The organism is Streptomyces sp. NPDC093568, assembly GCF_044764945.1.
In the GTDB taxonomy this organism is placed as follows: Bacteria; Actinomycetota; Actinomycetes; order Streptomycetales; family Streptomycetaceae; genus Streptomyces.
On record NZ_JBIWJD010000001.1, the window covers coordinates 1,868,260 to 1,893,165 of the forward strand.

The 24,906-nt window shown below is 71.3% G+C and carries 28 protein-coding genes; 19 read left to right on the plus strand and 9 right to left on the minus strand.

Annotated elements, in window-relative coordinates; genetic code table 11:
- The first annotated feature begins 85 nt into the window (after positions 1–85).
- The 6 genes from ACIRD7_RS07270 to ACIRD7_RS07295 are packed head-to-tail and all read left to right on the plus strand — an operon-like array spanning position 86 to position 3,814.
- On the plus strand, positions 86–268 hold the full coding sequence (locus tag ACIRD7_RS07270) for a hypothetical protein (RefSeq protein WP_403450906.1): 183 nt from the start codon (positions 86–88) through the stop codon (positions 266–268).
- Entirely contained in the window at positions 265–717 is a 453-nt protein-coding gene (locus tag ACIRD7_RS07275) for a monovalent cation/H+ antiporter complex subunit F (protein ID WP_403450909.1), read from the plus strand. The genes ACIRD7_RS07270 and ACIRD7_RS07275 overlap by 4 nt, the downstream gene beginning before the upstream one ends.
- The gene (locus ACIRD7_RS07280) at positions 710–961 is read left to right on the plus strand and encodes a Na(+)/H(+) antiporter subunit B (RefSeq protein WP_403450911.1); all 252 of its coding nucleotides are present in this window, start codon (positions 710–712) and stop codon (positions 959–961) included. The genes ACIRD7_RS07275 and ACIRD7_RS07280 overlap by 8 nt, the downstream gene beginning before the upstream one ends.
- Positions 958–1,698, plus strand: a complete 741-nt coding sequence (locus ACIRD7_RS07285) for an MnhB domain-containing protein (protein WP_403450913.1) — start codon at positions 958–960, stop codon at positions 1,696–1,698. The genes ACIRD7_RS07280 and ACIRD7_RS07285 overlap by 4 nt, the downstream gene beginning before the upstream one ends.
- Before the next feature lie 8 nt (positions 1,699–1,706).
- Complete coding sequence (locus ACIRD7_RS07290; protein WP_403451706.1) at positions 1,707–2,054, plus strand: sodium:proton antiporter; 348 nt, start codon at positions 1,707–1,709, stop codon at positions 2,052–2,054.
- Positions 2,054–3,814 (plus strand): complex I subunit 5 family protein, encoded by a 1,761-nt coding sequence (locus ACIRD7_RS07295; RefSeq protein ID WP_403450916.1) that lies wholly within the window; start codon positions 2,054–2,056, stop codon positions 3,812–3,814. Before ACIRD7_RS07290 ends, ACIRD7_RS07295 begins: the two co-directional genes overlap by 1 nt.
- A 36-nt stretch (positions 3,815–3,850) precedes the next feature.
- On the opposite strand, the gene ACIRD7_RS07300 is transcribed toward ACIRD7_RS07295, so the two are convergent.
- Positions 3,851–4,513, minus strand: coding sequence for a DUF4230 domain-containing protein (locus ACIRD7_RS07300; RefSeq protein WP_403450919.1), 663 nt, complete (start codon positions 4,511–4,513; stop codon positions 3,851–3,853).
- A gap of 202 nt (positions 4,514–4,715) precedes the next feature.
- Between ACIRD7_RS07300 and ACIRD7_RS07305 the strand changes: the two genes are divergently transcribed.
- Positions 4,716–5,669, plus strand: coding sequence for a ribose-phosphate diphosphokinase (locus ACIRD7_RS07305; RefSeq protein WP_403450922.1), 954 nt, complete (start codon positions 4,716–4,718; stop codon positions 5,667–5,669).
- Between the two features lie 55 nt (positions 5,670–5,724).
- On the plus strand, positions 5,725–6,918 hold the full coding sequence (tuf, locus tag ACIRD7_RS07310; protein ID WP_403450925.1) for an elongation factor Tu: 1,194 nt from the start codon (positions 5,725–5,727) through the stop codon (positions 6,916–6,918).
- Between the two features lie 18 nt (positions 6,919–6,936).
- On the opposite strand, the gene ACIRD7_RS07315 is transcribed toward tuf, so the two are convergent.
- Positions 6,937–7,311 (minus strand): anti-sigma factor antagonist, encoded by a 375-nt coding sequence (locus ACIRD7_RS07315; RefSeq protein ID WP_403450928.1) that lies wholly within the window; start codon positions 7,309–7,311, stop codon positions 6,937–6,939.
- A 152-nt stretch (positions 7,312–7,463) separates the two neighbouring features.
- The gene (locus ACIRD7_RS07320) at positions 7,464–7,901 is read right to left on the minus strand and encodes a MarR family winged helix-turn-helix transcriptional regulator (RefSeq protein WP_403450931.1); all 438 of its coding nucleotides are present in this window, start codon (positions 7,899–7,901) and stop codon (positions 7,464–7,466) included.
- 103 nt (positions 7,902–8,004) lie between these two features.
- Between ACIRD7_RS07320 and ACIRD7_RS07325 the strand changes: the two genes are divergently transcribed.
- Positions 8,005–9,456, plus strand: a complete 1,452-nt coding sequence (locus ACIRD7_RS07325; protein ID WP_403450933.1) for an aldehyde dehydrogenase family protein — start codon at positions 8,005–8,007, stop codon at positions 9,454–9,456.
- A gap of 23 nt (positions 9,457–9,479) precedes the next feature.
- The gene (locus tag ACIRD7_RS07330) at positions 9,480–10,586 is read left to right on the plus strand and encodes an NAD(P)-dependent alcohol dehydrogenase (RefSeq protein WP_403450936.1); all 1,107 of its coding nucleotides are present in this window, start codon (positions 9,480–9,482) and stop codon (positions 10,584–10,586) included.
- A 13-nt stretch (positions 10,587–10,599) separates the two neighbouring features.
- Here ACIRD7_RS07330 and ACIRD7_RS07335 read toward each other — a convergent pair whose 3' ends face one another.
- On the minus strand, positions 10,600–11,550 hold the full coding sequence (locus ACIRD7_RS07335; RefSeq protein WP_403450939.1) for an NADP-dependent oxidoreductase: 951 nt from the start codon (positions 11,548–11,550) through the stop codon (positions 10,600–10,602).
- Positions 11,551–11,621: 71 nt separating this feature from the next.
- Here ACIRD7_RS07335 and ACIRD7_RS07340 point away from each other — a divergent pair, with 71 nt between their 5' ends.
- From ACIRD7_RS07340 to ACIRD7_RS07365, 6 genes are all read left to right on the plus strand, one after another.
- Positions 11,622–12,584 carry a GlxA family transcriptional regulator gene (locus ACIRD7_RS07340; RefSeq protein ID WP_403450941.1) on the plus strand — a complete coding sequence of 321 codons (963 nt, stop codon included), beginning with the start codon at positions 11,622–11,624 and terminating at the stop codon, positions 12,582–12,584.
- Positions 12,585–12,849: 265 nt separating this feature from the next.
- Positions 12,850–14,571 carry an ATP-binding protein gene (locus ACIRD7_RS07345; RefSeq protein WP_403450943.1) on the plus strand — a complete coding sequence of 574 codons (1,722 nt, stop codon included), beginning with the start codon at positions 12,850–12,852 and terminating at the stop codon, positions 14,569–14,571.
- Positions 14,572–14,575: 4 nt separating this feature from the next.
- Positions 14,576–14,986: a roadblock/LC7 domain-containing protein gene (locus ACIRD7_RS07350; RefSeq protein ID WP_383402813.1), complete on the plus strand. Its 411-nt coding sequence runs from the start codon at positions 14,576–14,578 to the stop codon at positions 14,984–14,986.
- Entirely contained in the window at positions 14,983–15,354 is a 372-nt protein-coding gene (locus ACIRD7_RS07355) for a DUF742 domain-containing protein (protein ID WP_403450948.1), read from the plus strand. The genes ACIRD7_RS07350 and ACIRD7_RS07355 overlap by 4 nt, the downstream gene beginning before the upstream one ends.
- The gene (locus tag ACIRD7_RS07360; RefSeq protein WP_403450950.1) at positions 15,335–15,940 is read left to right on the plus strand and encodes a GTP-binding protein; all 606 of its coding nucleotides are present in this window, start codon (positions 15,335–15,337) and stop codon (positions 15,938–15,940) included. Before ACIRD7_RS07355 ends, ACIRD7_RS07360 begins: the two co-directional genes overlap by 20 nt.
- Positions 15,937–17,184: a cytochrome P450 gene (locus ACIRD7_RS07365; RefSeq protein WP_403450953.1), complete on the plus strand. Its 1,248-nt coding sequence runs from the start codon at positions 15,937–15,939 to the stop codon at positions 17,182–17,184. The genes ACIRD7_RS07360 and ACIRD7_RS07365 overlap by 4 nt, the downstream gene beginning before the upstream one ends.
- 48 nt (positions 17,185–17,232) lie before the next feature.
- Here ACIRD7_RS07365 and ACIRD7_RS07370 read toward each other — a convergent pair whose 3' ends face one another.
- From ACIRD7_RS07370 to ACIRD7_RS07380, 3 genes are all read right to left on the minus strand, one after another.
- Positions 17,233–18,264, minus strand: a complete 1,032-nt coding sequence (locus ACIRD7_RS07370) for a 7-epi-alpha-eudesmol synthase (RefSeq protein WP_403450955.1) — start codon at positions 18,262–18,264, stop codon at positions 17,233–17,235.
- Positions 18,265–18,445: 181 nt separating this feature from the next.
- Positions 18,446–20,080: an amidohydrolase gene (locus tag ACIRD7_RS07375; RefSeq protein ID WP_403450958.1), complete on the minus strand. Its 1,635-nt coding sequence runs from the start codon at positions 20,078–20,080 to the stop codon at positions 18,446–18,448.
- 21 nt (positions 20,081–20,101) lie between these two features.
- Positions 20,102–21,607 (minus strand): APC family permease, encoded by a 1,506-nt coding sequence (locus tag ACIRD7_RS07380; protein ID WP_403450961.1) that lies wholly within the window; start codon positions 21,605–21,607, stop codon positions 20,102–20,104.
- A gap of 124 nt (positions 21,608–21,731) precedes the next feature.
- Between ACIRD7_RS07380 and ACIRD7_RS07385 the strand changes: the two genes are divergently transcribed.
- The 3 genes from ACIRD7_RS07385 (at position 21,732) to ACIRD7_RS07395 (ending at position 23,442) form a co-directional block, all read left to right on the plus strand.
- A complete protein-coding gene (locus ACIRD7_RS07385) occupies positions 21,732–22,508 on the plus strand; it encodes a TetR/AcrR family transcriptional regulator (RefSeq protein ID WP_403450963.1) in 777 nt (258 codons plus the stop codon).
- Entirely contained in the window at positions 22,505–22,969 is a 465-nt protein-coding gene (locus tag ACIRD7_RS07390; protein WP_403450964.1) for a pyridoxamine 5'-phosphate oxidase family protein, read from the plus strand. The genes ACIRD7_RS07385 and ACIRD7_RS07390 overlap by 4 nt, the downstream gene beginning before the upstream one ends.
- A gap of 80 nt (positions 22,970–23,049) precedes the next feature.
- Positions 23,050–23,442, plus strand: coding sequence for a VOC family protein (locus tag ACIRD7_RS07395; RefSeq protein WP_403450966.1), 393 nt, complete (start codon positions 23,050–23,052; stop codon positions 23,440–23,442).
- Positions 23,443–23,502: 60 nt separating this feature from the next.
- Here ACIRD7_RS07395 and ACIRD7_RS07400 read toward each other — a convergent pair whose 3' ends face one another.
- Complete coding sequence (locus ACIRD7_RS07400; protein ID WP_403451707.1) at positions 23,503–23,781, minus strand: DUF4235 domain-containing protein; 279 nt, start codon at positions 23,779–23,781, stop codon at positions 23,503–23,505.
- 49 nt (positions 23,782–23,830) lie between these two features.
- Positions 23,831–24,844, minus strand: coding sequence for a glutathione S-transferase family protein (locus tag ACIRD7_RS07405; protein WP_403450967.1), 1,014 nt, complete (start codon positions 24,842–24,844; stop codon positions 23,831–23,833).
- Positions 24,845–24,906: the final 62 nt, after the last annotated feature.

Below are 24,906 nucleotides of genomic sequence, written 5' to 3' on the forward strand. Positions count from 1 at the left end.
GGGGCGGTGCTTGGATGGCGCGGAACGGAAAACAGGGACATTTCGCAGCGGCGAGCGGAAGCTGCCAGACGCGCGGAGGTGGCGTGTGAACCGGCGTACGGCGTTCTTCGTCACGGCCGAGTTCCTGGCCTGGTGGGCCGCGCTCGCCGTGCTGTGGCTGGTCCTCATCAGCGCCGTGGACACCCTGGAACTCACGGTCGGCGCAGGCGTCGCCGGCGCGGCGGCACTCGCGGCGGTCGCCGCACGCCGGGCGGTGACCGGGCGATGAACGGCTGGCTCCTCGCGGCGACCGTCGTGCTCGGCGCGGGAGTGGGCGCCACGCTCTGGGGCGTCGCCACCGGCCCGCTGCGCCGCCGTGCCGTGGCCCAGAACCTGTCCTCGGCCCTGGCCTGTCCCGGACTGCTCCTGCTGGCGCAGGCCTACGACCGCCCCGCCTACGTCGACGTCGCCCTGGTCCTCGCCCTGCTCGGACCGGTCGGCACGCTCGTCTTCGCCCGCCTGCTGCACGACGAACTCGCCGGCGACCCGCCCCGCGCCGGCGGCCTGACCTGGGCCGCCGCCGCACTTGGCGCGACGGTCGTCCTAGTGCTGTGCGTGGCGGCCGGCCCGAGCCGGGCGATGGCGAAACTCCTCGTCATCGGCGTGCTGCTGGTCGCCGGCAACGTGGTCGCCTCCCGTGCGCTGTCCGGTGGTTTCACGGGGGTGCGCGGTGGCTGACGCGGTGATCGTCGTCGCACTGCTGCTGGTGGGCGCCTGCGCGACCGTGGCCGTCCTGGTCCGTGACCCGGTGCGCCAGGCCCTGGTGCTGGCCGTCCTCGGTGTCGCGCTCGCCGTGCTGTTCACCGTGGTGCAGGCACCCGACGTCGCCCTGTCGCAGCTCGCGGTCGGCGGCGCCCTCACGCCGCTGCTGATGCTTCTCGCGGTCCGCAAGGTCAAACGGCGCAAGGGGCGCGAGCGGTGAGCCCGCGCACCCGGCTCCGGCTCGTCGCCGTAGGGATCGCGGGCCTCGCCGCGCTCCTCGTGGCCGCCTGTCTGGAGCTGCCGCACTTCGGCGGCGACCGGCATCCCTACGGCGACCGTGCCGTACGGGCCTCCCTCGACCGGCACACCGCCAACACCATCGCCTCCGTCAACTTCGACCAGCGCGCCTTCGACACCCTCGGCGAGATGATCATCCTGTTCGCCGCCGTGGTCGGATGCGTCGTCCTGCTGCGGCAGACCCAGGACGAGCACCGCGCCCGGCCCGAACCGGCCGAAGTGGCCCCGCCCGTACGCCGGTACGCCCTCCTCGTCCTGCCGGTCGCCCTGGTCACCGGCCTGTACGTCATCGCGCACGGCCAGCTCAGCCCCGGCGGCGGCTTCCAGGGCGGCGTCGTCGCCGCGACCTCCCTGCACCTGCTCTACCTCGGCGCCGACTACCGCGCCCTGGAACGGATCCGCCCGGTCGGCACGTTCGAGGTCGGTGACGCCCTGTCCGCCTCGGCCTACCTGGTCACCGGCCTCGCGGGCCTCATCGGCGGTACGGCTTTCCTTGCCAACACCCTGCTGCCGTACGGCACGTTCAACACGCTGGCCTCGGGCGGCACCGTGCCGCTGCTGAACGCGGCCGTCGGCATGGAGGTCGCCTGCGCGGTCGTCGTGCTGCTCGCCCGCTTCCTGGACCAGGCCGTCGAGATCGAGGAGGAGAACGCGAAGTGAGCGCCGTGATGGACGTCGTGCCCTACCTCGTCGCCGCATGGGTCTTCCTCGTCGGCTGCTACGGCCTCGCCACCAGCCGCAATCTGATCCACGCCGTCGGCTGTCTGTCCGTGTGCCAGTGCGGCACCTATGTCCTGCTGCTGGCCGTCGGCTACCGCGACGACGCCACCGCGCCCGTGTTCTCCGACATCGAGCCGGGGTCACGCCCCGTCGTCGACCCGGTCGTCCAGGCCCTCGCCCTGACCGACGTCGTCGTCGGCGCCACGGTCACCGCCCTGCTCCTGGCCCTCGTCATCCAGGTCGCCAAACGGCACGGCACCGTCGACCCCGACGAACTCTCCGAGCTGCGCGGCTGATGAACGACCTGCTGCCGCTGCTCGTCGCCGTCCCGCTCCTCGGGGCCGCCCTGCTGGTCGCGGGCGGCCGCCGCCTGCCCCGCGTCCTCGCCGAATCGCTGGGCTGCGCGGTCTCGGCGGGGACCGCCGGGCTCGCGATCGCGCTGCTGCTGAACTCCTCGCCGCCGATGGCCGCATGGGCCGGCGGCTGGACGCCCGTCAACGGCCACAGCGTCGGCATCGTCCTGATCGGCGACGGCGCCGGCCTCGGCATGGCCGCCCTGACCTCCGTACTGACCCTCGCGGCCCTGGTGTACTCCTGGCACTACTTCGACGAACCCCCGCGCCGGCACGCCGGCTCCTTCCCCGCGCTGCTGCTGCTCCTCCAGGCCGGCATGTGCGGCTTCTCGATCGCGGGCGACCTGTTCAACGCCTTCGTGTGGTTCGAGCTCATGAGCGTCGTCGCCTACGCCCTGACCGGCACCAGCATCGACGAGGCCAAGGCCGTCCAGGGCGCGCTGACCTTCGCGGTCGTCACCTCGCTGGGCGCCTACGCCATGCTGATGGGCATCGCCCTGCTCTACGCCCGCACCGGCGAACTCGCCATGGCGCAGATCGGCCGCGGTCTGGACGCGCACGGGCCGCCGGACGCGCTGGTCCTCGCCGCCTTCGTCCTCGTCCTGACCGGCCTGCTGGTCAAGGCGGCCGCCGTCCCGTTCCACTTCTGGCTCCCGGACGCCCACGCCGTCGCCCCCACCCCCGTGTGCATGCTGCTGTCGGGCGTCATGGTCGAACTCGGCGTGTACGGCGTCTGGCGGGTGTACGGCACGGTCTTCGCCGGACCCGGCGGAGTCCCGGCGGCCGACCTGGAACGGGTGCTCCTCACGCTGGGCGCGCTGACCGCGGTGATCGGCGCGGTGATGTGCTGGTACCAGCGGCACATCAAACGGCTCCTCGCGTACTCGACGGTGGCCCACACCGGGCTGTTCCTGATCGGCATCGGCGTGCTGAAGCCCGAGGCCGACGACGGGATCGCGCTGTACGTCGTCGGGCACGCCGGAGTGAAGGCCGCCCTGTTCGCCTGCACGGGCATCCTCCTCGACCGGTACGGCAACGTCGACGAGCACGCCCTGCACGGCCGGGCCCGGGAACTGCGCGGCGTCGCCGTGATGTACGCGGTCGGCGGGCTCGCGCTCGCCGGACTCCCGCCCTTCGGCACGGCGTTCGGCAAGGCCGTCACGGAGGAGGCGGTGGGCGGCCCGCTCACCGTGCTGTACGTCCTCGCGAGCGCCCTCACCGCAGGGGCGGTACTGCGGGTCGCGGCTCGGGTGTTCCTAGGGCTGGGTCAGGCACCCGCGGACGACACCGAGTACGAGACGACCGGTGTCGGGGAGCGGCCCGAGACACGGCACCGGCTCGGGCGGATCCCCGACACCATGACGGCCGTCCCCGCCGTGCTGCTCGCCGGGGCACTGGCCGTCGGCGTCGCCCCGGGCTTCGGCGAGGTGGTCGCGCACGCCGTCAACGAGGCCGGCTCCGGCGGTGCCGTGGTCCCCGCACCGCACTGGAGCCCGGTCGGTGTGCTGCTGGACCTCATCTCGACCGCCCTGGCCCTGGGCCTGGCGGCCGTGGCCGTCACCCGGCCGGGGCTGCTCACCGCCCCGGACCGGGCACGGCCGCTCAGGCGCCTGCAGTCCGGGCACGTCGGGGACTACGTGGCCTGGCTGCTGGTGGGCGCGACCGTCCTCGGGGCACTGGCCCTTCCGGGGGTCCACTCCTGAGGGAAGGCCGAACCTCGAGGGCCGAGGACCGAGGGGTCAGGCCCCGTAGGTCACCTTCACCTCCTTGAAGCCCAGCGAGTGCAGGAGCCCTTCGAGCATGCTGGTGGTGTTGGTCTCCGCGCGTGCGGTCAGACCGCTCTCCTTGGCGGCGTCGCCGATGTGCCGCACGGCCAGCTTCTGCACGGCCTGTTCGCTGTTCGGGTTGTCCGAGAAGAGGTCACCGAGGCGGTCGAGGAGACCGCGCTGCTTGGAGACGGCGTAGGAGCGGTCGGGGTCGAGGGACGGTTTGCCGAGCGCGGCGTGCGGCAGGCGCAGGGTGGCGGACGTACGGTCGCCGTTGACCGTGACGTCGTCCTCGCCGACCTTTCCGAGATCGACATAGGCGTCCACGGAGCCCGCGCCGACGTACAGGGTGCGGGAGCCGCGGATCGCGTCCGGCAGGAACTTGGCGTCCTTCTCCAGATCCACGACGATCTGGAAGTTGCCGGAGGCGGCCTCGTAGCGGCTCATGTCCTGGATGGACTGGAGCAGCGCGGGACCCGAGCGGTCGTTGGTCTCGGTGCCGAACAGGTCCTTGAGGCCGGGGATCACGCTCAGCCGGATCCCGGCGAAGAAGACGACGAGCACCAGCACGAGGGCGCTCACCGCTTTGGCCCAGCCGGGCATGCGCTTGTTGATGCGCTTGATGGGGGTCGTCATGTCGACGTTCCTCCTTCCCTGCTGTTCGGATACCCCCAAATGCCTTGCCGGACCGATTCGTTGGCCGATTGCTTCCCCTGCCGGGCGGACCGGCGACGGCGCACACCGGGCGCGGAGACCTGCCCGGATCTGAGCCGCAACGTTTCTGCTGAGGTCAGTAGCATGAGTCCGCCACCCGGAGTGATCATGCGAGGAGCGGATCGTGCGAGAGATCGCCGTGTTCAGCGGTAGTGCCCACCCCGAACTGGCCGCGGAGGTCTGCTCTCATCTGGGGGTGCCGCTGAGCCCGACCCGGGTCAGCCGGTTCGCCAACGACTGTCTGGAGGTGCAGCTTCAGGCCAACTGCCGGGAACGGGACGTCTTCCTGATCCAGCCCTTGGTCCGGCCGGTCCAGGAGCACCTGGTCGAGCTGCTGCTGATGTGCGACGCCGCGCGCGGGGCGTCCGCGCGCCGGATCACCGTGGTCATGCCGCACTACTCCTACGCCCGCTCCGACAAGAAGGACGCGCCCCGCATCTCGCTCGGCGGCCGGCTCGTCGCCGACCTGATGGTCGCGGCCGGCGCCGGGCGCGTCCTCGCCATGACGCTGCACGCACCGCAGGTGCACGGCTTCTTCACGGTGCCGGTCGACCACCTGCACGCGCTGCGCGAACTCGCCGCCCACTTCCGGCAGTACGACCTGACCCGGACGACGGTGGTCTCGCCGGACCTCGGCAACGCCAAGGAGGCCGCCGCGTTCGCTCGGCTCATCGGCGCCCAGGTGGCGGCGGGCGCCAAGCAGCGGTTCGCGGACGACCGGGTCAGCATCAGCTCCGTCATCGGCGAGGTGGCCGGGCGGGACGTCATCATCCTGGACGACGAGATCGCCAAGGGCAGCACGGTCCTCGAACTCCTCGACCGGCTGCGGGAGTTGGGGCCGCGCTCGATCCGCGTCGCCTGTACGCACGGCCTGTTCGCGTCCGGCGCGCTGAAGCGGATCGGCGAGCAGCCGGACGTACTGGAGATCGTGTGCACCAACACCGTGCCGATCGCGGCCGAGGAGCGCACCGAGAAGCTCCGGATCCTGTCCATCGCTCCGGCGCTCGCCGAGGCCGTGCGCCGCATTCACAACGGGGAGTCCGTGAGCGCCCTGTTCGACGCGCCGGGAACCGAATAGACAGGAGGGAGCGGAGCAAGGCTCGGCATCACCCGGATGCTCAGGAGGGCTCGCCATGGCGAAGGCGAAGTTCCAACGGACCAAGCCGCACGTGAACATCGGGACCATCGGACACATCGACCACGGGAAGACCACCCTGACGGCGGCCATCACGAAGGTGCTGCACGACAGGTATCCCGAGCTGAACCCGTTCACGCCGTTCGACCAGATCGACAAGGCGCCCGAGGAGCGGCAGCGCGGCATCACCATCTCCATCGCGCACGTCGAGTACCAGACCGAGCACCGGCACTACGCGCACGTCGACTGCCCCGGACACGCCGACTACATCAAGAACATGATCACCGGCGCGGCCCAGATGGACGGCGCGATCCTGGTCGTGGCGGCGACGGACGGGCCGATGCCGCAGACCAAGGAACATGTGCTGCTGGCCCGGCAGGTCGGGGTGCCGTACATCGTCGTGGCGCTCAACAAGACCGACATGGTCGACGACGAGGAGATCCTGGAGCTCGTCGAGCTGGAGGTGCGCGAGCTGCTGACCGAGTACGAGTTCCCGGGCGACGACGTCCCGGTGGTGAAGGTCTCGGCGCTCAGGGCCCTGGAGGGCGACCCGGAGTGGACCCGGTCGGTGCTCGACCTGCTGGACGCCGTGGACACGGCGGTCCCCGAGCCGGAGCGGGACGTCGACAGGCCGTTCCTGATGCCGATCGAGGACGTGTTCACCATCACCGGCCGGGGCACGGTCGTCACCGGCCGCATCGAGCGCGGCAAGCTGCTGGTGAACAGCGAGGTCGAGATCATCGGGATCCACGACCAGAAGAGGAGGACCACGGTCACCGGCATCGAGATGTTCCGCAAACTCCTCGACGAGGGCCGGGCCGGTGAGAACGTGGGGCTGCTGCTGCGGGGAGTGAAGCGGGAGGACGTCGAGCGCGGCCAGGTCGTCGTCAAGCCCGGCTCGGTGGCCCCGCACACGCGGTTCGAGGCGCGGGCGTACATCCTGTCCAAGGACGAGGGCGGTCGGCACACGCCCTTCTTCGACAACTACCGCCCGCAGTTCTACTTCCGCACGACGGACGTGACGGGCGTGGTCACCCTGCCCAGGGGCACCGAGATGGTCATGCCGGGCGACAACACGAGCATGCACGTCCAGCTGATCCAGCCGATCGCGATGGAGGAAGGGCTGAAGTTCGCCATCCGCGAGGGCGGCCGGACGGTGGGGGCCGGCCAGGTCACCAGGATCCTGAAGTAGCGGGTGTCCGGGGCGCCCTCATAACGTGCCGGACGTGGCCTGGCCGAGGGCCGCGTCCGGGGTCGGATACGGGGGCAGCAGCCGCGCCAGACCGGTGATCCGCAATACGCGCAGGGTCAGCGGGTGGGTGCACACCAGGTGCAGCTGCCCGCCGTGGTCGTGCACCCGGCTGCGGGCCCGGTACAGCAGGCGCAGCCCGGAGCAGTCGAAGAACTCGACGCTCCTGAGGTCGATCACGATCCGCGCCTCGGGGTGTGTCGTCACCCGGTCCAGGTACGGGGCTATCTCCACCGCCGCCGCGATGTCGATCTCGCCGAGGAACTCCAGCACCGTGTGGTCCCGGTACCGGTGGACGCGCAGATGCCGGCTGAACGGCGCAGGATCCTGCTGCACTACGACATCGCCTCCAACCTGACCACTTGCGGCGGGCTCTCAATTCCAGTCCCCGCACTGCAAGTTACCCTCGATCGAGCGAATCTGAGCATGTTCGATTGACATATGTCTTTGAATTGCGACAGATGATTCGCCCGATGTCCGGGACGTGGCTACGACAGCGCGTGCCAGGCCTTCGACAGTGCCTGGCGGAACTGCTCGGTCTGGTGGGCCGTGAGGTCGCGCACCATCCGCTCCTCCAGCTCCCGCACCGGCGCCTCGTACCGTGCGAGCAGCTCACGGGCCGGGGCGGTGAGCAGGATCAGCAGCTCCCGGCGGTTGTCCGGATTGCGCTCCCGGCGGACCAGCCCGCCTCGCTCCAGACTCCGTACGAGATCGGCGATCGACTGGGCCGTGACGAAGGAGTCGCGGGCGAGCTGCGCGGCCGACAGGCCGTCGTGCCGCTGGAGCACGGTGAGCGCGGTGTACTGCAGCGCCGTGATCCCGGACGGTTTGACCAGCTCGTCCAGGTGGGAGCGCACGACGAGCTCCACCTGTTTCACCATGTAGAGCAGCGACGGCGGTGCCTTGGTTGCCTGGGAGTCGAGCATGCGCTCAGCCTAGGGCATTGACAGGAAACCTGTCTGTAATGAGACTGCGAACACACAGGAATCCTGTTTGTTGAAGTCTTGGCAATGAGGCTGAGGAGTGGCGATGACCACCTTCGAGATCGAACCCGGCCGGCTGTTCGTCGGGGGACGGTGGCGCGAGGCCGCCGACGGAGCCCGTACCGAGGTGGTCGACCCGTCCCGCGGCACGGTCGTCACCACCGTCGCGGACGCCGGCGCCGCCGACGTCGACGACGCCGTGCGCGCCGCGCGGGAGGCCTTCGACGACGGCGCCTGGTCCGGGCTCAGCGGCCGCGAGCGCGGCAGGGTGCTGCACCGTGTCGCCGAGCTGATCCGGGAGAACGCCGACCGGATCGCCGAGCTGGAGAGCCGTGACGTCGGCAAGCCGATCACCCTGGCCCACGCCGTGGACGTCACCAACGCGGCCAACGACTACGAGCACTTCGCGGCCCTCGCCCACACGCTCGACGGCTCCGTCCGCGACACCCCCATGAACGCCCTCGCCTACGTCCGGCGCCGCCCGCTCGGCGTGGTCGCGGCGATCACGCCGTACAACTTCCCGTTGATCCTGGCCGGTTCGAAGATCGCCCCGGCGCTCGCGGCCGGCAACACGGTGGTGCACAAGCCCGCCGAGGAGACCCCGCTCAGCGCCCTCCACATGGCCGAACTCCTCAAGAAGGCCGGTGTTCCCGACGGCGTGGTCAACGTCGTCACCGGCGGCCCCGCGGCCGGCGAGGCGCTGCTGCGGCACTCGGGGGTGGACAAGATCGCCTTCACCGGCTCGACCTCCGTCGGCCGGAAGGTGGCGGCCGTCGCCGGGGAGTCGCTCAAGCCGGTCACCATGGAACTCGGCGGAAACGCGGCCCACGTCGTCTTCGAGGACGCCGACCTGGAGAAGGCCGTCGGCGCGATCATCAAGGGCTTCGTCTTCAACACCGGGCAGTTCTGCATGGGCGGACCCCGGCTGCTGGTGGCCCGCCAGGTCTACGCCACCCTGCTCGGCATCCTCGCCGACGCCGTGCCCGGGGTACCGATCGGCGACCCCCGCAGGCCCGAGACCGTGATCGGCCCGATGGCGGGGGAGCGGCATCTGCGCAAGGTCGAGGAGTACGTCGAACTGGCCCGCAAGGAGGGCGGCACCATCGTCTGCGGTGGTGAGCGCCTCGAGCTCGACGGCGGCTACTACTACAAGCCCACCGTGATCGCCGACCTGCCGAACGACTCCCGGGTGGTCCAGGAGGAGATCTTCGGCCCGGTCCTCACCGTCCAGCCCTTCGACTCCGAGGACGAGGCGGTCGAACTCGCCAACTCCACGCCGTACGGACTGGCCTCGGGCGTGCAGACCGGCAATCTGGCCCGCGCGCACCGGATCGCCGACCGGCTGGACGCCGGCATCGTCTGGGTCAACGACTGGGCGATGCTCGACCCGGCGGTTCCCTTCGGCGGCGTCAAGGACTCTGGATTCGGCCGCGAGTACGGCCCCGAGGCGCTCGACGCCTACACCACCACCAAGTCCGTCGTCGTCTCCCTCGACTGAGCGCACCGCCAAGGAGATCCCCGATGACCATCCCCACCCGTGCCGCCGTCGTCGAGTCCGGCGGAGCGCCCTTCACCCTCTGCGACGTCGCACTCGACGAGCCCGGACCGCACGAGGCCGTCGTCCGCATGGTGGCGACCGGCCTGTGCCACACCGACCTCGGCGTCGCGAGCGGCGCACTGCCCTTTCCGCTCCCCGGGGTCCTGGGCCACGAGGGCGCGGGCGTCGTCGAGACCGTCGGCTCCGCCGTGACCGGCGTCGCGCCGGGCGACCACGTCGTGCTGTCGTTCACCTCGTGCGGTGAGTGCCGCAACTGCCGGGGCGGGCACCCGGCGTACTGTGCGACCTGGCTGCCGCTGAACCTCATCGGCGGGCGCCGGGCCGACGGCAGCGGCACGATCAGCCGGGACGGCACGGACCTCGGCGGTCACTTCTTCGGGCAGTCCTCCTTCGCCGAGCGGGCGCTGGTGGACGAACGCAGCCTGGTGAAGGTCGACGCGGACGTGCCGCTCGCCTCGATCGCGCCGCTGGGCTGCGGGGTGCAGACCGGTGTCGGCGCCGTCTGGAACGTACTGAAGCCGGTCACCGGCAGCACCGTCGTCGTGCTCGGCGCCGGAGCGGTCGGCCTGTCCGCCGTCATGGCGGCCGCCCTCACTCCCGCCACCACCGTCGTCGCCGTCGACCGGGTCGGCGAACGCCTCGCGCTGGCGAAGGAGTTGGGCGCCACGCACACCGTCAACGCGGCCGAGGCCGACCTCGGTGACGCGCTCGCCGTGATCACCGGCGGGCAGGGCGCCGACGGCGTCGTGGAGACCACGGGCAACGTCGGCGTCCTGCGCCAGGGCGTCGACGCGCTCGCCGCGCGCGGCACCCTGGTCGTCGTAGGCGCCCCGCCGTTCGGCACCGAAGTCGCCCTGGACGTCAACGGACTGCTCGGCGGCAAGCGGGTCGTCGGCCTCACCCTCGGCGACGCCGAGACGCAGACCTTCATCCCGGCCCTGGTGCGGCTGGTGAAGGAGGGACGGCTCCCGCTGCACCGCCTGATCAGCACCTATCCGTTCACGGACATCGACCAGGCGGTGCGGGACATGGGCGCGGGCAAGGCGATCAAGCCGGTGCTCACGTTCTGACCCGGTAGACCGATCAGTCGACCGTGAGGACCAACTTCCCCGTCGTCCGGCCGGTGTCGCCCAGCGCGTGCGCCTCGGCGGCATCGGCCAGCGGGAAGGTACCGGCGATCGCGGGGCGCAGCTTCCCCGCCTCCACCAGCTCCGCGATCGCCTTCATTCCGCTGTGCGAGGCGTCGACCAGCATCCGAAGCGCCCGCACACCGAGCCGCTCGGCCTCCGTGTGGAAGTCGTCGGAACCCACCGGCAGGATCGACACGACGATGCCGCCCGGGCGCAGCACGCGCAGCGAGCGCGTGGCGTTGTCGCCGCCGATCGTGTCCAGGACGACGTCGACGTCCTTCACGGCCTCGACGAAGTCCGTCTCCCGGTAGTCGATCGGCTCGTCGACGCCGATCTCACGCAGGAAGTCGTGCTTGCCCGCGCTCGCCGTGCCGATCACGTAGGCGCCCCGCGCCTTGGCGATCTGCACGGCCACGTGTCCGACCCCGCCGGCCGCCGCGTGGATCAGCACCCGCTGGCCCGGCCGCAGATCGGCGTACTCGACCAGGGCCTGCCACGCGGTCAGGGAGACCAGCGGCAGCGCGCCCGCGTGGACGTGGTCGAGCGAGGCCGGCTTGTGCGCGAAGGTGCGCGCCGGGGCGGTGACGTACTCGGCGTGCGAGCCGTGGCCGAACGGGTACGACAGCATCCCGAAGACCTCGTCGCCGGGCCGGAAGCGGGCGACGCCGATGCCGACCGCCTCGACGACGCCGGAGACGTCCCAGCCCAGGACGAAGGGCGGCTCGCCCAGGAAGCCGCCGGTCGCGCGGTGCTTCCAGTCGGTCGGGTTGACGCCGGCGGCGCGGACGCGCACCAGTACCTCGTTCGGGCGCGGCGTCGGGCGCTCCAGTTCCACTTCCTTGAGGACCTCGGGACCGCCGAGGACGTCCTGGCCGATGGCTCGCATGGTGTTCACAGTGCTCATGGTGAACCAGCCTGCCCGGAGCCGCCCCGCGGGAAAATGGCACGATGGCCAACCTTCGATAGAATCGTGCCATGAACGGTGACGGGCGAGTGGAACGGGTCGTGGTGCTGGCGCTGGACGGCGTCTACCCCTTCGAGCTGGGCATCCCCAGCCGGATCTTCGGCGCGGCCGACGGCCGGTACGAGGTGCTGACCTGCAGCGTCGACGGCGGGCCGGTGCGCAGCAACGCGGACTTCACGATCGGCGTGCCGCACGGCCCGGAGATCCTCGCCACGGCCGACACGGTGGTGGTCGCCTCCGTCGCCGACCGGTACATCCCCGCCGAGCTGCCCACCGAGGTCGCGGCGGCGCTCGCGTGGATCCGCCCGGACGCGCGCATCGTGTCGATCTGCACCGCCGCCTTCGTGCTCGCCGAGGCGGGCCTCCTGGACGGACGCAGGGCCACCACGCACTGGCGGGTGACCGACCTGTTCCGGCGCCGGTACCCGCGGGTCGACCTCGACCCGGACGTCCTCTTCGTCGACGACGGCCGCATCCTCACCTCGGCCGGCGCCGCCTCCGGCGTGGACGTGTGCCTGCACATCGTGCGCACCGACCATGGCAGCGATCTGGCCAACACCGTGGCCCGGCGCTGCGTGGTGCCGCCCTTCCGGGAGGGTGGCCAGGCCCAGTACATCGAGCAGCCGGTCCCGCAGAGCGGCGCCGCGAGCACCGCCGCCACCCGCGCCTGGGCCCTGGAGCACCTCGACGAGCCGCTCACCCTGACCGGCCTCGCGAACCATGCCCGGATGAGCCTGCGCACCTTCGCCCGCCGCTTCAACGAGGAGGTCGGCCTCAGTCCTGGCCGCTGGCTGATCCAGCAGCGCGTCGCCCGCGCCCGCCACCTGCTGGAGTCCAGCGACCTGCCGGTCGACCGGATCGCCGCCGAGGTCGGCTTCGCCACGTCCGCCTCGCTGCGCCAGCACCTGCACGCCGCGATCGGGGTGTCGCCCCAGGCGTACCGCCGTACGTTCCAGGCGGCTTCCGTCCGCTAGCGAAGGACCGTCGGCGGCGGTGGCCGATTTGGCCAACTGTCGAGGTCAGTAAGGGCATTTGTCGATTTACGTGCCCTTGGCGCACAGTGATGGAACCCTCACTTCCGTGAACCCCTGCAGTTGATCCTTTTGCGTTCGAACCCGATAAGCTCCCGTTCGGCACTGCGAGTTGACTCGGTCGCGATCGGTCACCTTGCGGTGCGTACTCATGAGTGCGATCGCCCAGCACACCCCCCTTGTTTGATCGTCGCCTCGAAGGATGCAGATGGAACTCGCCACTCCGCCCCCGGCGGCGCGGCCCCCTGTCGCCTGGTACAGCTGGTGGCTCATGCCGCTGGCTTTAGGAGGTGGGACCGTTGCCGCCACGTTCATGAGCTCGGAGCGAATAGCCGCCGGCGTAGCCGGCGTGGCCGCGACCGCCGCCAGCGCCGTGTGTGTACGACTCCTGCTCCGCACCCGGACGCAACTGCACCGGTCCGAGGGCGACTTCCGCTCCTCGCAGGCCGAGCACTCCCAGCAGTGGCAGCAGCATGTCGCGGGCCTGGAACGGAAGTTCAGCGCCGACCGCGCCGCCCTGGAGAACCGGCTCGTCGAGCAGTCCGGCGCCTATGAGGCCCAACTGGCCGAGCAGGCCCGCTCCTACGAGGAACGCCTGGCCGAGGAGAGCGCCTCCTACGAGGAGCGGATCGCCTCCCAGGCCAAGTCCTACGAAACCCAGCTCGCCGACCAGGCCGAGATCTGGCAGGAGCAGCTGGCGCACCAGCTCGCCGCCGTCACCCGTCTCGCCGACGAGCAACTGCCCGACGCGCTGCGCCGGCTGCGCGAGGGCGACTCCATCGACGACGTGCTGCCGACCGTCAACCAGTGCGCCAAGGTCAGCGCCGAACTTCAGGCCAATCTCCGCAAGGTCCTGCGCACCTCGCTGATCGGTGTCGAGGAGGAGTTCAACCGCTCCACCTCCGCGGAGCAGGCCGTGGTCGGCCTCGGCAACCGTATCCACGTCCTGACCAGCAAGCTGCGCGGCCGGCTGCACGAACTCCAGGGCGAGCACGGCCGGCTGCCCGCCGTCGCGCGCGGACTGATGGAGCTCGACCAGGCGATCGGCCCCGCCGACTGTCTCGCCGCCAGCATCAGCGTTCTCGGCGGCTCGGACCGCCCCGGCAGGCAGTGGCAGGAGCCCCAGCGCCTCCTCAGCGTCGTGCGCGGCGGCATCGGCCGGATCAAGGACTTCCACCGGATCGACGTACGCCACCTGCCCGAACTCGGCGTCGACGGCGGCCTGGTCGACCACCTCACGCTGATCTTCGCCCACCTGCTGGACAACGCCGCCCGCTACTCGCCGCCCACCGAGCCGGTCCTCGTCTCCGGCAAGGAGGTCCCCAACGGCGTCGGGATCGAGATCCAGGACTCCGGAAAGGGGCTGAGCGAGGAGAAGAAGCGCGAGGCCGAGCACGCCCTCACGGGCACCGCGCAGGGTGCGGGCCTCGGCGGCATCTCGGAGGACGCGAACATCGGTCTGCGCGTCGTCGGCATCCTCGCCCGCCGGTACGGCATCCGCGTCACCTTCGCGGACTCGCCGTGGCTCGGCACCTCGGTGGTGGTCGTGGTCCCGCACAAGTACTTCAGCCCGCTGCCCGCGGCCGCCCCCGCCACCCCGGCACCGGCCGCCGCGACCGCTCAGGCCGGCGTCACGGCCCCGGCCCCCGTGCCGGTCGCCGCCGAGCCTGCTCCGGTCGACGACGCCGTGGACACCACGCCCGGTGGCCTGCCCCGGCGCCGCAGCAAGCGGCACGAGGCCGGACGTCACGAGGCGGTCGAGCGCGCGGAGCGGAGCGAGGACACGACGTCCGTCGCCGCCGTCCCGCCCGACGCGTCCTTCACCGGCCTCGCCGCCTTCGCCTCCGCGGGCCGCGAGGTCGGCGAGGAAGGCGCGTCGGCCGACGGCCGCGAGTCCACCGAGCAGCACCGCACCGAAGAGAGCGACTAGTCCCATGACGCAGCAGGGAACCGACGTGAGCTGGGCGCTCCGCGATCTGGTGGAGAGTATCCAGGAGATCAACTTCGCCCTGGTGGCCTCCAGTGACGGCAAGGCCATCACCTCCTACGGCGCCGAAGACCCCGACGACGTCGACCGCTTCGCGGCCGTGGTGGCCGGACTCCAGGCGCTGGCCCAGCCGGTGGCCGAGCAGTTCCCCAAGTACGCGGGGCAGCTCAGGCTGGCGATGATCGAGGTGGACGGCGGGCACCTCTTCGTCGTGCGGGCCGGGGTGGAGACCTATCTCGGCGTCCTCGCCCGGGAGGGCCTCGACCAGGGCCTGCTCGGCCATCAGATGAGGGACCTGGCGCGCAGGATGGGCGAGTTGCTCGGTACCACTCCGCGCATGGAGGAGCACTCTGGATGAGTGCTCCCCGCCGGTCCACGAATCCGTCCGGTCTCGAGCGCTACTACGTCCTCACCAAGGGGCGTAGCGGACCGGGCGGTTCGGCGTCGAGTCTCGACGTGGCGACCCTCATCGTCTCCCGCACGACCCCCGTCCCGGGGATGCAGCACGAGCACGAGGAGATCCTCCGGCGCTGCCGCGATCCGCTGTCGGTGGCCGAACTCGGCGCCCACCTCGGATTGCCCTTCAACATTCTCGCGGTGCTGCTGACGGATCTGCTGGAGGCAGGCCGCGTCGAAGCCCGCGACCCCATCCCGGCGCACTCCGTCGGCCGCGGGGCGGACCTCGCGCTCCTTGAGGAGGTACTCAGTGGACTTCAAAGGCTTTGACCAGCCCGGCGGGCCCGGTGCCGGGGGCACCCGCTCGGTGAAGGTGATGATCGCCGGCGGATTCGGCACCGGGAAGACCACCATGGTCCGCTCGGTCAGCGACATCAAGCCGCTCACCACCGAGGAGACCCTCACCCAGGCCAGCGCAGACGACGACCACCTCATCGGCGTCGCCGACAAGACGGAGACCACCGTCAGCCTGGACTTCGGCAAGATCAGCCTCAACGAGAGTCTGATGCTGTACCTGTTCGGCACGCCCGGCCAGGAGCGCTTCTGGTTCCTGTGGAACGGCCTGTTCAAGGGCGCGCTGGGCGCGATCGTCCTGGTGGACACCCGGCGGCTCGCCTCCAGCTTCCGGGCGATCGAGGAGATGGAGCGGCAGGACGTCCCGTTCGTCGTCGCGCTCAACGTCTTCCCCGACTCCAGGGACTATCCCGTGGAGGAGATCCGGGACGCCCTCGACATCTCCCCGCACACCCCGATCGTGGCCTGCGACGCCCGCGACCGGGCCTCCAGCCGCGACGTCCTCGTCGCCCTGATACGTCACCTGCAGGAACGCTCAGCCGTCGCACTGGAGTCCCGATGAACGCCCAGCCCTTAAACGACCCCGAGGCCACCGGCGGGTGCCCCGTCGCCCACGGTGAGGGCATCACCCGGCTCTACGGGCCCGGTGTCGCCACCGACCCGCACGGTGTCTACGCCCAGTTGCGCAAGGAACACGGTGCCGTGGCCCCGGTCCTGCTCGACGGCGACGTTCCGGCCTGGCTGGTGCTCGGCTATCGGGAGAACCGGCGGGTGCTGGACAACCCCCTTCAGTTCGTGCGGGACTCGCGGGGCTGGCGGGACTGGAAGGAAGGCCGGATCGACGAGACCTCGCCGCTGATCCAGGTCCTGGGCTGGCGCCCCGACGCCGTCTCGCAGGACGGTGAGCCCCACCGCCGACTGCGGGCGGCGGTGACCGACAACCTGCAGGCCATGACGGGCCGGGGGATCCGCCGCCATGTGGCGCACTACGCCAACAAGTTGATCGACGCGTTCGAGGACGAGGGCCGTGCCGACCTGGTGGCCGACTTCGCCGAGTACCTGTCGATGATGGTGCTGTGCCGGGTCTTCGGGCTGGCCGAGAAGGAGAGCCGCAACCTGGCGGAGTCCTGCAAGCTGGTCCTCAACGGAGGTGCGGAGGCGCTCGAGCACAACGAGCGCGTTATGGCCATCCTCGGGGAACTCGCCGCCCGCAAGCGCGCGGAGCCGGGCTCCGACTTCACCTCCGGTCTCATCGCCCACCAGGCCGGCCTCGACGAGGACGAGATCGTCAGCCATCTGCGGCTGGTGCTCATCACGGCCCACAACATGACCAGCAACCTGCTGGCCCGGGTGCTGCAGCTGGTGCTCACCGACGAGTCCCGGCTGTCCGGGCTGGTCAGCGGGCAGCTGGATGTCTCCGCGGTCGTGGAGGAGGTGATGTGGAACTCGCCGCCGCTCGTCGTGCTGCCGGGGCGTTTCGCCACCGCCGACCTCGAACTCGGAGGCTGCCAGATCAAGGAGGGCGACCTGCTGGTGCTGGGTCTGGCGGCCGGCAACGCCGACCCCGAGATCCGGCCGGACGCCGGGGTCTCCGTGCAGGGCAACCAGTCCCACCTGGCGTTCAGCGCGGGACCGCACGAGTGCCCGGGAACCAACACCGGCCACGCCATCATCGAGGTCGCCGTGGACGTCCTGCTGCACCGGCTGCCGGGCCTGCGGCTCGCCGTGCCGGCGGACGAACTGACCTCGACCGCCTCCACCTGGGAGTCGCGGCTCGACAGTCTCCCGGTCGAGTTCCCCGTCTGACACACCGCCGCCGCCCGGCCGGAACGCCGGCCGGGCAGCGGCGTCCTCTCACACGGCCAGCAGGTCGTCCACCGAGCCCTGTCCCGCCATCTCGGCCGAGGCCACCGGGCCGTCCTTGGCGGCCGAGTAGCGCCCCGACACCAGGGCCCACTCGTAGTTGCCGTTGATCCAGTGCTGGATGGCCTCCACGCCCATCCGCACCTCGTCGCGCGACTTGGTGTCGAGGGCGAGTTCGTCGCACATCTGCGGGACGCTCGCCTCCAGTTCGAGGTACTCGTCGAGGCAGGCGACCGTCATCCGGTAGGCCTCGTCGGCCGCCTCCTCCCAGGAGCAGCGCCGCTCGCGGTGGAGCACGGCGATCAGGTTGTGGCCGTCGCCGCGGCGCTTCTCGCGCTCGAAGGAGTGGATGTCGTTCATGAAGCCGATCGTGTCGGCGGCCAGGTCCCGCATCCGCTCCATCAGGGGATGCGCCATCACCTGCGCGGGCACCACGAAGCGGCGGCTGCGCTCGCCCGCGTCGATGCTGTGATGGATGCCGACCGTACGGCGCCTGAAGCGCGCGTACTCGTCGAGGCCCAGCGTCCCCTCCAGGCCGCGCGCCGCCAGGTCGACCTCCTCGCAGTGCGCCACGAGGAACCGGCCCCAGGAGGCGGCGAACCGCGTCTGCCATGTCAAGGGCATGCCATCCGAGAGATGCTGCCAGACCTCCGCCCAGGCCAGGGTGATCGGGCAGGTCACGCGGGGCCGGGTTCCCGCCGGGCGCAGCGGGGTGATGATCAGCTCGCGCGCGACCTCGGCTATTCGCTCGGCGCGGTCGGGTTGGTTCGCATCGAACTGATCGTCGAAGAGGAAGGCGAGGGAGAACCAGTTCATCAGGACGACCATGTCGTCCGCGGAGGCGTACGGATAGGTGCGCGCGGCCGCCTGCGGCAGGTCCCAGGACTTGTACTCCTCGAACCCGGCCTGACTGCGGACCAGGCCCATGTCCCAGATCCAGCGCAGGTGGCGGGCGCGGGCGTACTCCAGATGCTCACTGACGGGGGTGTCGAAGGGGAGGTCGAACCGGACGTCCTGAGACATGTGCTTCCTTTCGGGAGACGGCAGCGCAGAGTCCCCCCGCCCCTGCGAGCGGGCGGTCGCTGACGACCGCCCGCGCACTCGAACTGGGCTTCGCGGTACGAAAGTTGAACCGAAAAGCGCTACGAGACTGCCCAGAGCGTAAATGATCTACGCGTGATCGACCCGTGATCTCCGTTACTGTTCACGCCTCGTGAGCTGCGTATACTCGCGCGCCCCCCACATATGTCTGCGCGACCCTCGTCTCCGCGATCTCCGCGGCCGGGCCGTCGAACGGATCGCGGTCCAGGACCACGAGATCCGCGAGCGCTCCCGGACGGATCTCGCCCGTGTCGTCGAGGTGGTTCACATACGCCGAGCCCGCCGTGTAGGCCGTCAACGCCTCGGCGAGTCCGATCCGTTCGTCGGGCAGGAACACCGGCGTGTCGCCGCCGCCCGGTGGCACCCGGTTGACCGCCACATGAATCCCCTGGAGCGGATCCGGGCTGCTCACCGGCCAGTCGCTGCCCGCCGCGAGCCGGGCGCCCGAGCGCAGCAGCGCGCCGAACGGGTACTGCCACGCGGCCCGTTCGGGCCCGAGGAACGGGATCGTCAGCTCGTCCATCTGCGGCTCGTGCGCGGCCCACAGCGGCTGGATGTTCGCCGTGGCCCCGAGCCGGGCGAACCGCGGCACGTCGGCCGGCTGCACGACCTGCAGATGCGCCAGGTGGGGCCGCGTGTCGCTCGGTCCGTTCGCGGCGCGCGCGGCCTCGATCGCGTCCAGCGCGTCGCGTACGGCCCGGTCGCCCAGGGCATGGAAGTGGCACTGGACGCCGAGCGCGTCCAACTCGGTGACGTACTTCGGCAGTTGCTCGGCGTCGATGAAGGCCGTGCCCCGGTTGGCCGTCGCGCAGCCGCACTTGTCGAGATAGGGATCCAGCAGCGCCGCGGTGCCGGTCTCGGCGACGCCGTCCAGCATCAGTTTGACGCTGCCCGCCCGGAACCGGCCGTGGCTCAACGCCTCGCGGCGCTCGACCAGTTCGGAGATCTGCTCCGGGCCGCGCTCCCGGTCCCACCACAGCGCGCCGACGACCCGCGCGGTCAGTGAACCGTCCCGCGCGGCCGCCAGGTACGCCTGCCCCGGGTCGTCCATGCCGAGGAAGTCCCCGACCAGCGCGTCCTGCCAGGCGGTGATGCCGAGCGCGTGCAGATGCCGCTGGGCGTGCAGCAGGGCCGCCACCCGGTCGGCCGGCGTGGCGGGCGGGGTGAGCCGCCCCACCAGCTGCATCGCCCCCTCCTGCAGGGTCCCGCTCGGCACCCCGGAGGCGTCCCGGTCGATCCGCCCGTCGGCCGGGTCGGGCGTGTCGCGCGTGATGCCGGCCAGCGCGAGGGCACGGCTGTTGACCCAGGCGCCGTGATGGTCACGGTTGGGCAGGTACACCGGCCGGTCCGGCACCACCGCGTCCAGCAGCTCCTTCGTCGGCGTGCCGCCCTCGAAGGCCTCCATCGACCAGCCGCCGCCGGTGATCCACTCCCGCTCGGGGTGCGCCTCGGCGTAGGCGCGCACCGCGGCGAGGGTGTCGGCCGCCGTCCTGGCCTCCGTCAGGTCGCACTGGGTGAGCTCCAGCCCCGCCGGCACCGGATGCACGTGCGCGTCCTGGAACCCGGGCAGCAGCAGCCGTCCGGCGAGGTCCACCACCTCGGTCCGCGGCCCGGCGAGATCGTGCACCTCCGCGCGCCCTACGGCCGTGACGCGGTCGCCGGTGACGGCCACGGCGGTCGCGGTGCGGCCCTGCGGAGTGAGGACGGGGCCGCCGGTGAAGAGGAGATCTGCGTACATGTTCCTTTTCCTGGTGGGGGATTAGCGGGTGGTGGCGAGCAGCTGGGGCGCGTCGGCGTCGGTGCCCTTGCCGGTGCGGAAGTACGGCGACCTGCGCACCCACCGGGCCCACGCGGCGGCCAGGAAGCCGGACGCGATCATCGCCAGCGGAGTGGCGAGCAGGAACCAGCCGTTGTCCGCGCTGACTTCGAAGTGGTCGGTGGAGCTGCAGAACGACCAGCCGAGGTAGCCGCCGAGACCGAGCAGCGCGAGCGCGCTCAGCGTCGGCAGGACCACCGCGCGCACGCCCTGCCACCAGTCCTCGCGCAGCAGTGCACGGAACCGCACGGCGGCGGCGAGCGCGGTGAGGGCGTACGACAGCGCGACCACGATGCCCACGGCGCTCACCGTCGCCATGATCATGTCGGCGAGCCGTGGGATGACCAGCGCCAGCCCCGCGACCGCCGCCGCCAGCGCGCCGATCAGCACCGTGCCGGCGGCCGGAGTGCCGTACCGGGGGCTGACCTTGGACCACACCGGCCCGAGCGTACGGTCCCGGCTCATCGCGAACATCGCACGGGCCGTGGGGATCACTCCGGCCTGCAGCGAGGCGACCGCCGAGAACATCAGGGCGATCAGCGGGAGCGCGGCCCACGGCTGAGAGGCCAGCCGGTCGCCGAAGAAGGCGAGGCCCTGGGCGCCGTGCCCGACCAACTCCTCCTCGGACAGCACGCGCTGGAAGGCGACTGAGCCGAGCAGGAACAGCGCCAGCATGGTGAACAGGGTGGTGATGCCGGCCCGGGACGCGTCGCGCGGGTCGCGCACCTCCTCGTTGACGCTGAACGCGGACTCGAAGCCCCAGTAGCAGAACACCGAGAGCAGCATTCCCTGTGCCAGCGCGGTCGGCGAGGGGATCGCGAACGGGTCGAACCAGCTCAGGCTGAAGTCGTGCGGGCCGGTGACGATGCCGTATCCACAGAACCCCAGCAGGACGACGTACTCGAAGACCAGCAGCCCGGCCTGCAACCGCGCTGCGGTGCGGATGCCGGTCACGGCGGTGAGCGTGACCGCCGCCAGAACGAGGATGCCGAGTGCCGTGGTCTGCAGGGTCGAACCGGGGTCCAGCACGAGCCCGCCCACCCGGTGCAGCCCGGCATCGCCCGCCAGCTGGATCAGGGCCGAGCCGGTGACCGCCGTGGTGTAGGCGAGGAACGCCACCACGGCCACGATGTTCACCCAGCCGACCATGAAGCCCAGCCACGGCGTGAGCGAACGGCCCACCCACACATAGCCGTTGCCCGCGTTGGGCTCGACCTTGTTGAGCCGGGAGTAGGCGCCCGCGATGCCGAGGACCGGCAGGAACGCCAGCAGCATGATCGCCGGGAGATGCAGACCGACCACGCCCGCGGTGACCCCGAGGCCGATGCCGATGCTGGTGGTCGCGGCCGTGCTGGACGCGGCGATGGCGACGCCGTCCAGGACACCGAGGGACTTGCGCAGCTCGGGCCGCGCTGGAGGATCGACGCTGTAGGGCTGCTGATCGGACATGGCCGGTCTCCGCTCGCATCGGGGGGCCGGGCGGCCCCGATGAGCGGACATGAAACTGAACGGGGGCTTAACAGGTCAACAGTGTTGTCGTAAGGTTCCGGCACCGGCCCGAGGGAGGCAGCCCATGAGTGAACGCGTCGTCCCGCCCGCCGCCCGGCGGCGCAGGCGGCCCACTAAGCAGGGCGTCGTGCTGTCCGAGGACCTGATCGTCCAGACCGCTCTCCGGCTCATCGAGGAGCACGGCGCCGACGCCCTCTCGGTGCGCCGCCTCGGCCGGGCACTCGGCGCCGACCCCAGCTCGCTGTACCGCTACTTCCGGCACACCGACGACCTGATGCTCGCCATCGCCGACGAACTCATCGGCCGCACCCTGCGCACCTGGCGGCCCAGCGGCGAGTGGCGCGCCGACCTGCGCGACCTCGGCCTGCGCATGCACGCCGGTGCCCTCGCCCACCCGCGGGCGGCGGTGCTGAGCTCGTACCGGGTGACGGGAAGGGCGTACGAGATCCTGGCCGTGGAGACCATCCTCGGGGTGCTGCGCGGCGCGGGTTTCCCCGACCCCGAGGCGGTGCGGATCTACCACGCCTTCGTCGACCAGGCCCTCGCCTACGGCGCCCTCGACTCGGCGAGCGCGGCGATGCCCAGGGCGGCGCGCGAGGCGGAGGCCGCCGTCTGGCGGGGGACGTACGCGCGGCTGCCCGCCGACACACATCCGCACATCGCGGCAACGGCCCGCCATCTCATCGCGGACATGCCCCGCAGCTCCTACCCGGCGGCCCTGGACCTGCTGCTGAGCGCCGCCGCGACCCGGCTCGGGGAAATCCGCTCCCGGTCCGGGCCCCCGGCGGCCACACTGGACCGTCCGCCGAAACCGACCCGTGAGGAGACCGTCCGCCGATGACACCGCCGGCCCCGCGCAGCCCCAAGCAGCGCAAGCAGGACACCCTGCACCGACTGGAGCACGACGAGGACCTGTGGGTCGCCACGGCCGACGCGGACGGGGGAGTGCCGTATCTCGTCCCGCTGTCCTTCCTCTGGGACGGCGCGACCCTGCTGCTGGCCACCCCGGCCGCGAGCCCCACCGGCCGGAATCTGCGGGCGACGGGCAGGACGCGCCTCGGAATCGGCCCGACCCGCGACGTCGTCATGGTCGAGGGCACGGTCGACACGATCACCCGGGCCGAGCTGTCCGAGGAGGAGGGCGACCGGTTCGCGGCCAGGACCGGCTTCGACCCGCGTCAACTCAGCACGCCCTACCTGTACTTCCGTGTCCGGCCGAGCCGGGTGCAGGCCTGGCGGGAGGCCGGCGAACTGGACGGGCGCGAGCTGATGCGGGACGGGGTGTGGCTGGTGGCGGACTGAAACGGCCTGGCCGGGACACCCGTGGGGGTACAGGGCACGGGGCAGGACCGTTCCGTGCCCGGAACCCTTTCGGAGGAGCCATGCCACTGGTGAATGCGGGCTTCGTGGTGCTCGACTGTGCCGAGCCCGAGAAGCTCGCCGTGTTCTACACGGAACTGCTGGAAGGCGAGCAGACGGAGGCCACCGCCAACCGCGTCGAGATCAGGGGCGCCGACGGAACCCGGCTCGCGTTCCGCCGCGACATGAACGCGACCCCGCCGAGTTGGCCGCGCCCCGAGAACTCCCTCCAGGCCCATCTCGACTTCGTCGTGGAGGACCTGGACGAGGTGGAGCGCAAGATCGTCGGACTCGGCGGTCGTCCCCTGGAGGCGAGGGAGGCGCCGGGCCCCTACGAGGAGCGCGGGTACGCCGACCCGGCCGGCCACTCCTTCACCGTGCGCCGCACGGCCGCCATGGGACCGAAGCAGGGCTGAGGACCCGAGGGCCCGGCGCCGGCCGGGGCGGGCGTTCCGCCCCGGCCGGCCGGCGTGCGCTCAGTCCCGGCCGCCCTTGTCGGCGACCGGCCACACGCCGGTCGAGCGCTCGATCGCCTTGGCGCCGGTGCGGTCCGCAATGCTGCGGGCCGCCGCGAACAGGGCGCCCTGAACGGCGGCCGCGAACACGATCTCCCCCCAGCCGCGCTCACGGTCCAGCGCGTCGGGGGCGTCCTCCTCGTGCCGTATCGCCATCCACGTCTTGCGGAAGGCGAGACCCGCCAGTGCCCCGCTCGCCCAGCCCAGCGCGAAACCCAGGGGCTTGTAGGCGAGGGGCATCTTCAGCTTCTTCTTGTTGCTCTTCTTGGCCACGTGCGCCTCCTTGGTGTCAGGGCCGCCCCCGAGCAGGGACCTCCTCGGCCTGCGGAACGGGGCCGGGCGGCGTCCCGTCCCCGAAGGGCCTGCCGCCCAGTTCCTCGCGGTGATGCGGCGTCAGCCAGCCCGCCGTGTCGGGCCCCAGGGGCACGATGCCGGTCGGGTTGATGCCGCTGTGTACCTGGTAGTAGTGCCGCTTGATGTGGTCGAAGTCGACGGTGTCACCGAAACCCGGCGTCTGGTAGAGGTCGCGGACGTACGCCCACAGCACCTGGTTCTCCGTCAGTTTCCAGCGGTTGCACTTGAAGTGGCCGTGGTAGGCGGCGTCGAAGCGGACCAGTGTGGTGAACAGCCGGATGTCCGCCTCGGTGATCGTGTCGCCCACCAGATACCGCTGCCCGGCCAGCCGGTCCGCCAGCAGCTCCAGCCGCCGGAACAGCCGCGCGCACGCCCCCTCGTACTCCTCCTGGCCGGTGGCGAACCCCGCCCGGTACACGCCGTTGTTGACGTCCTCGTAGATGTCCGCCATCACGGCGTCGATCTCGTCCCGCAACGGCTCCGGGTAGAGATCGGGCGCGCCCTCGCGGTGCAGGGCGGTCCACTCGGTGGCCAGGTCGAGGGTGATCCGCTGGTAGTCGTTGGTGACCAGCCTGCCGCTGGGCACGTCGACGATCGCGGGGACGCTGACGCCGCCCGGGTAGTCGGTCTCCCGCCGGTCGTAGGCCTCACTGAGGAAGGCGATCCCGAGCACCGGATCTCGCCCCTCCGGATCCAGCGTGAAGCGCCAGCTGCGGTCGTCCTGGATCGGGTCGGCGACCGCCAGCGACAGGGCGCTCTCCAGGCCCAGCAGCCGCCGGGACACCAGGGACCGGCTCGCCCACGGGCAGGCTCGGCTGACCACCAGCCGGTAACGGCCCGCCTCCACCGGCCAGCCGTCCCGGCCGTCCGCCGTGATCCGGTCCGTGAAGTGGGCCTTGGACCGCTGGAACGACTTCCTGCCGTAGGCGGTGTTGCCGCCGCCGCTCATGACCTCTCTCCTCTCCGCGTACGACCGGGTGCCCGGCCGAGTCGTACGCCGGGTTCCCCGAT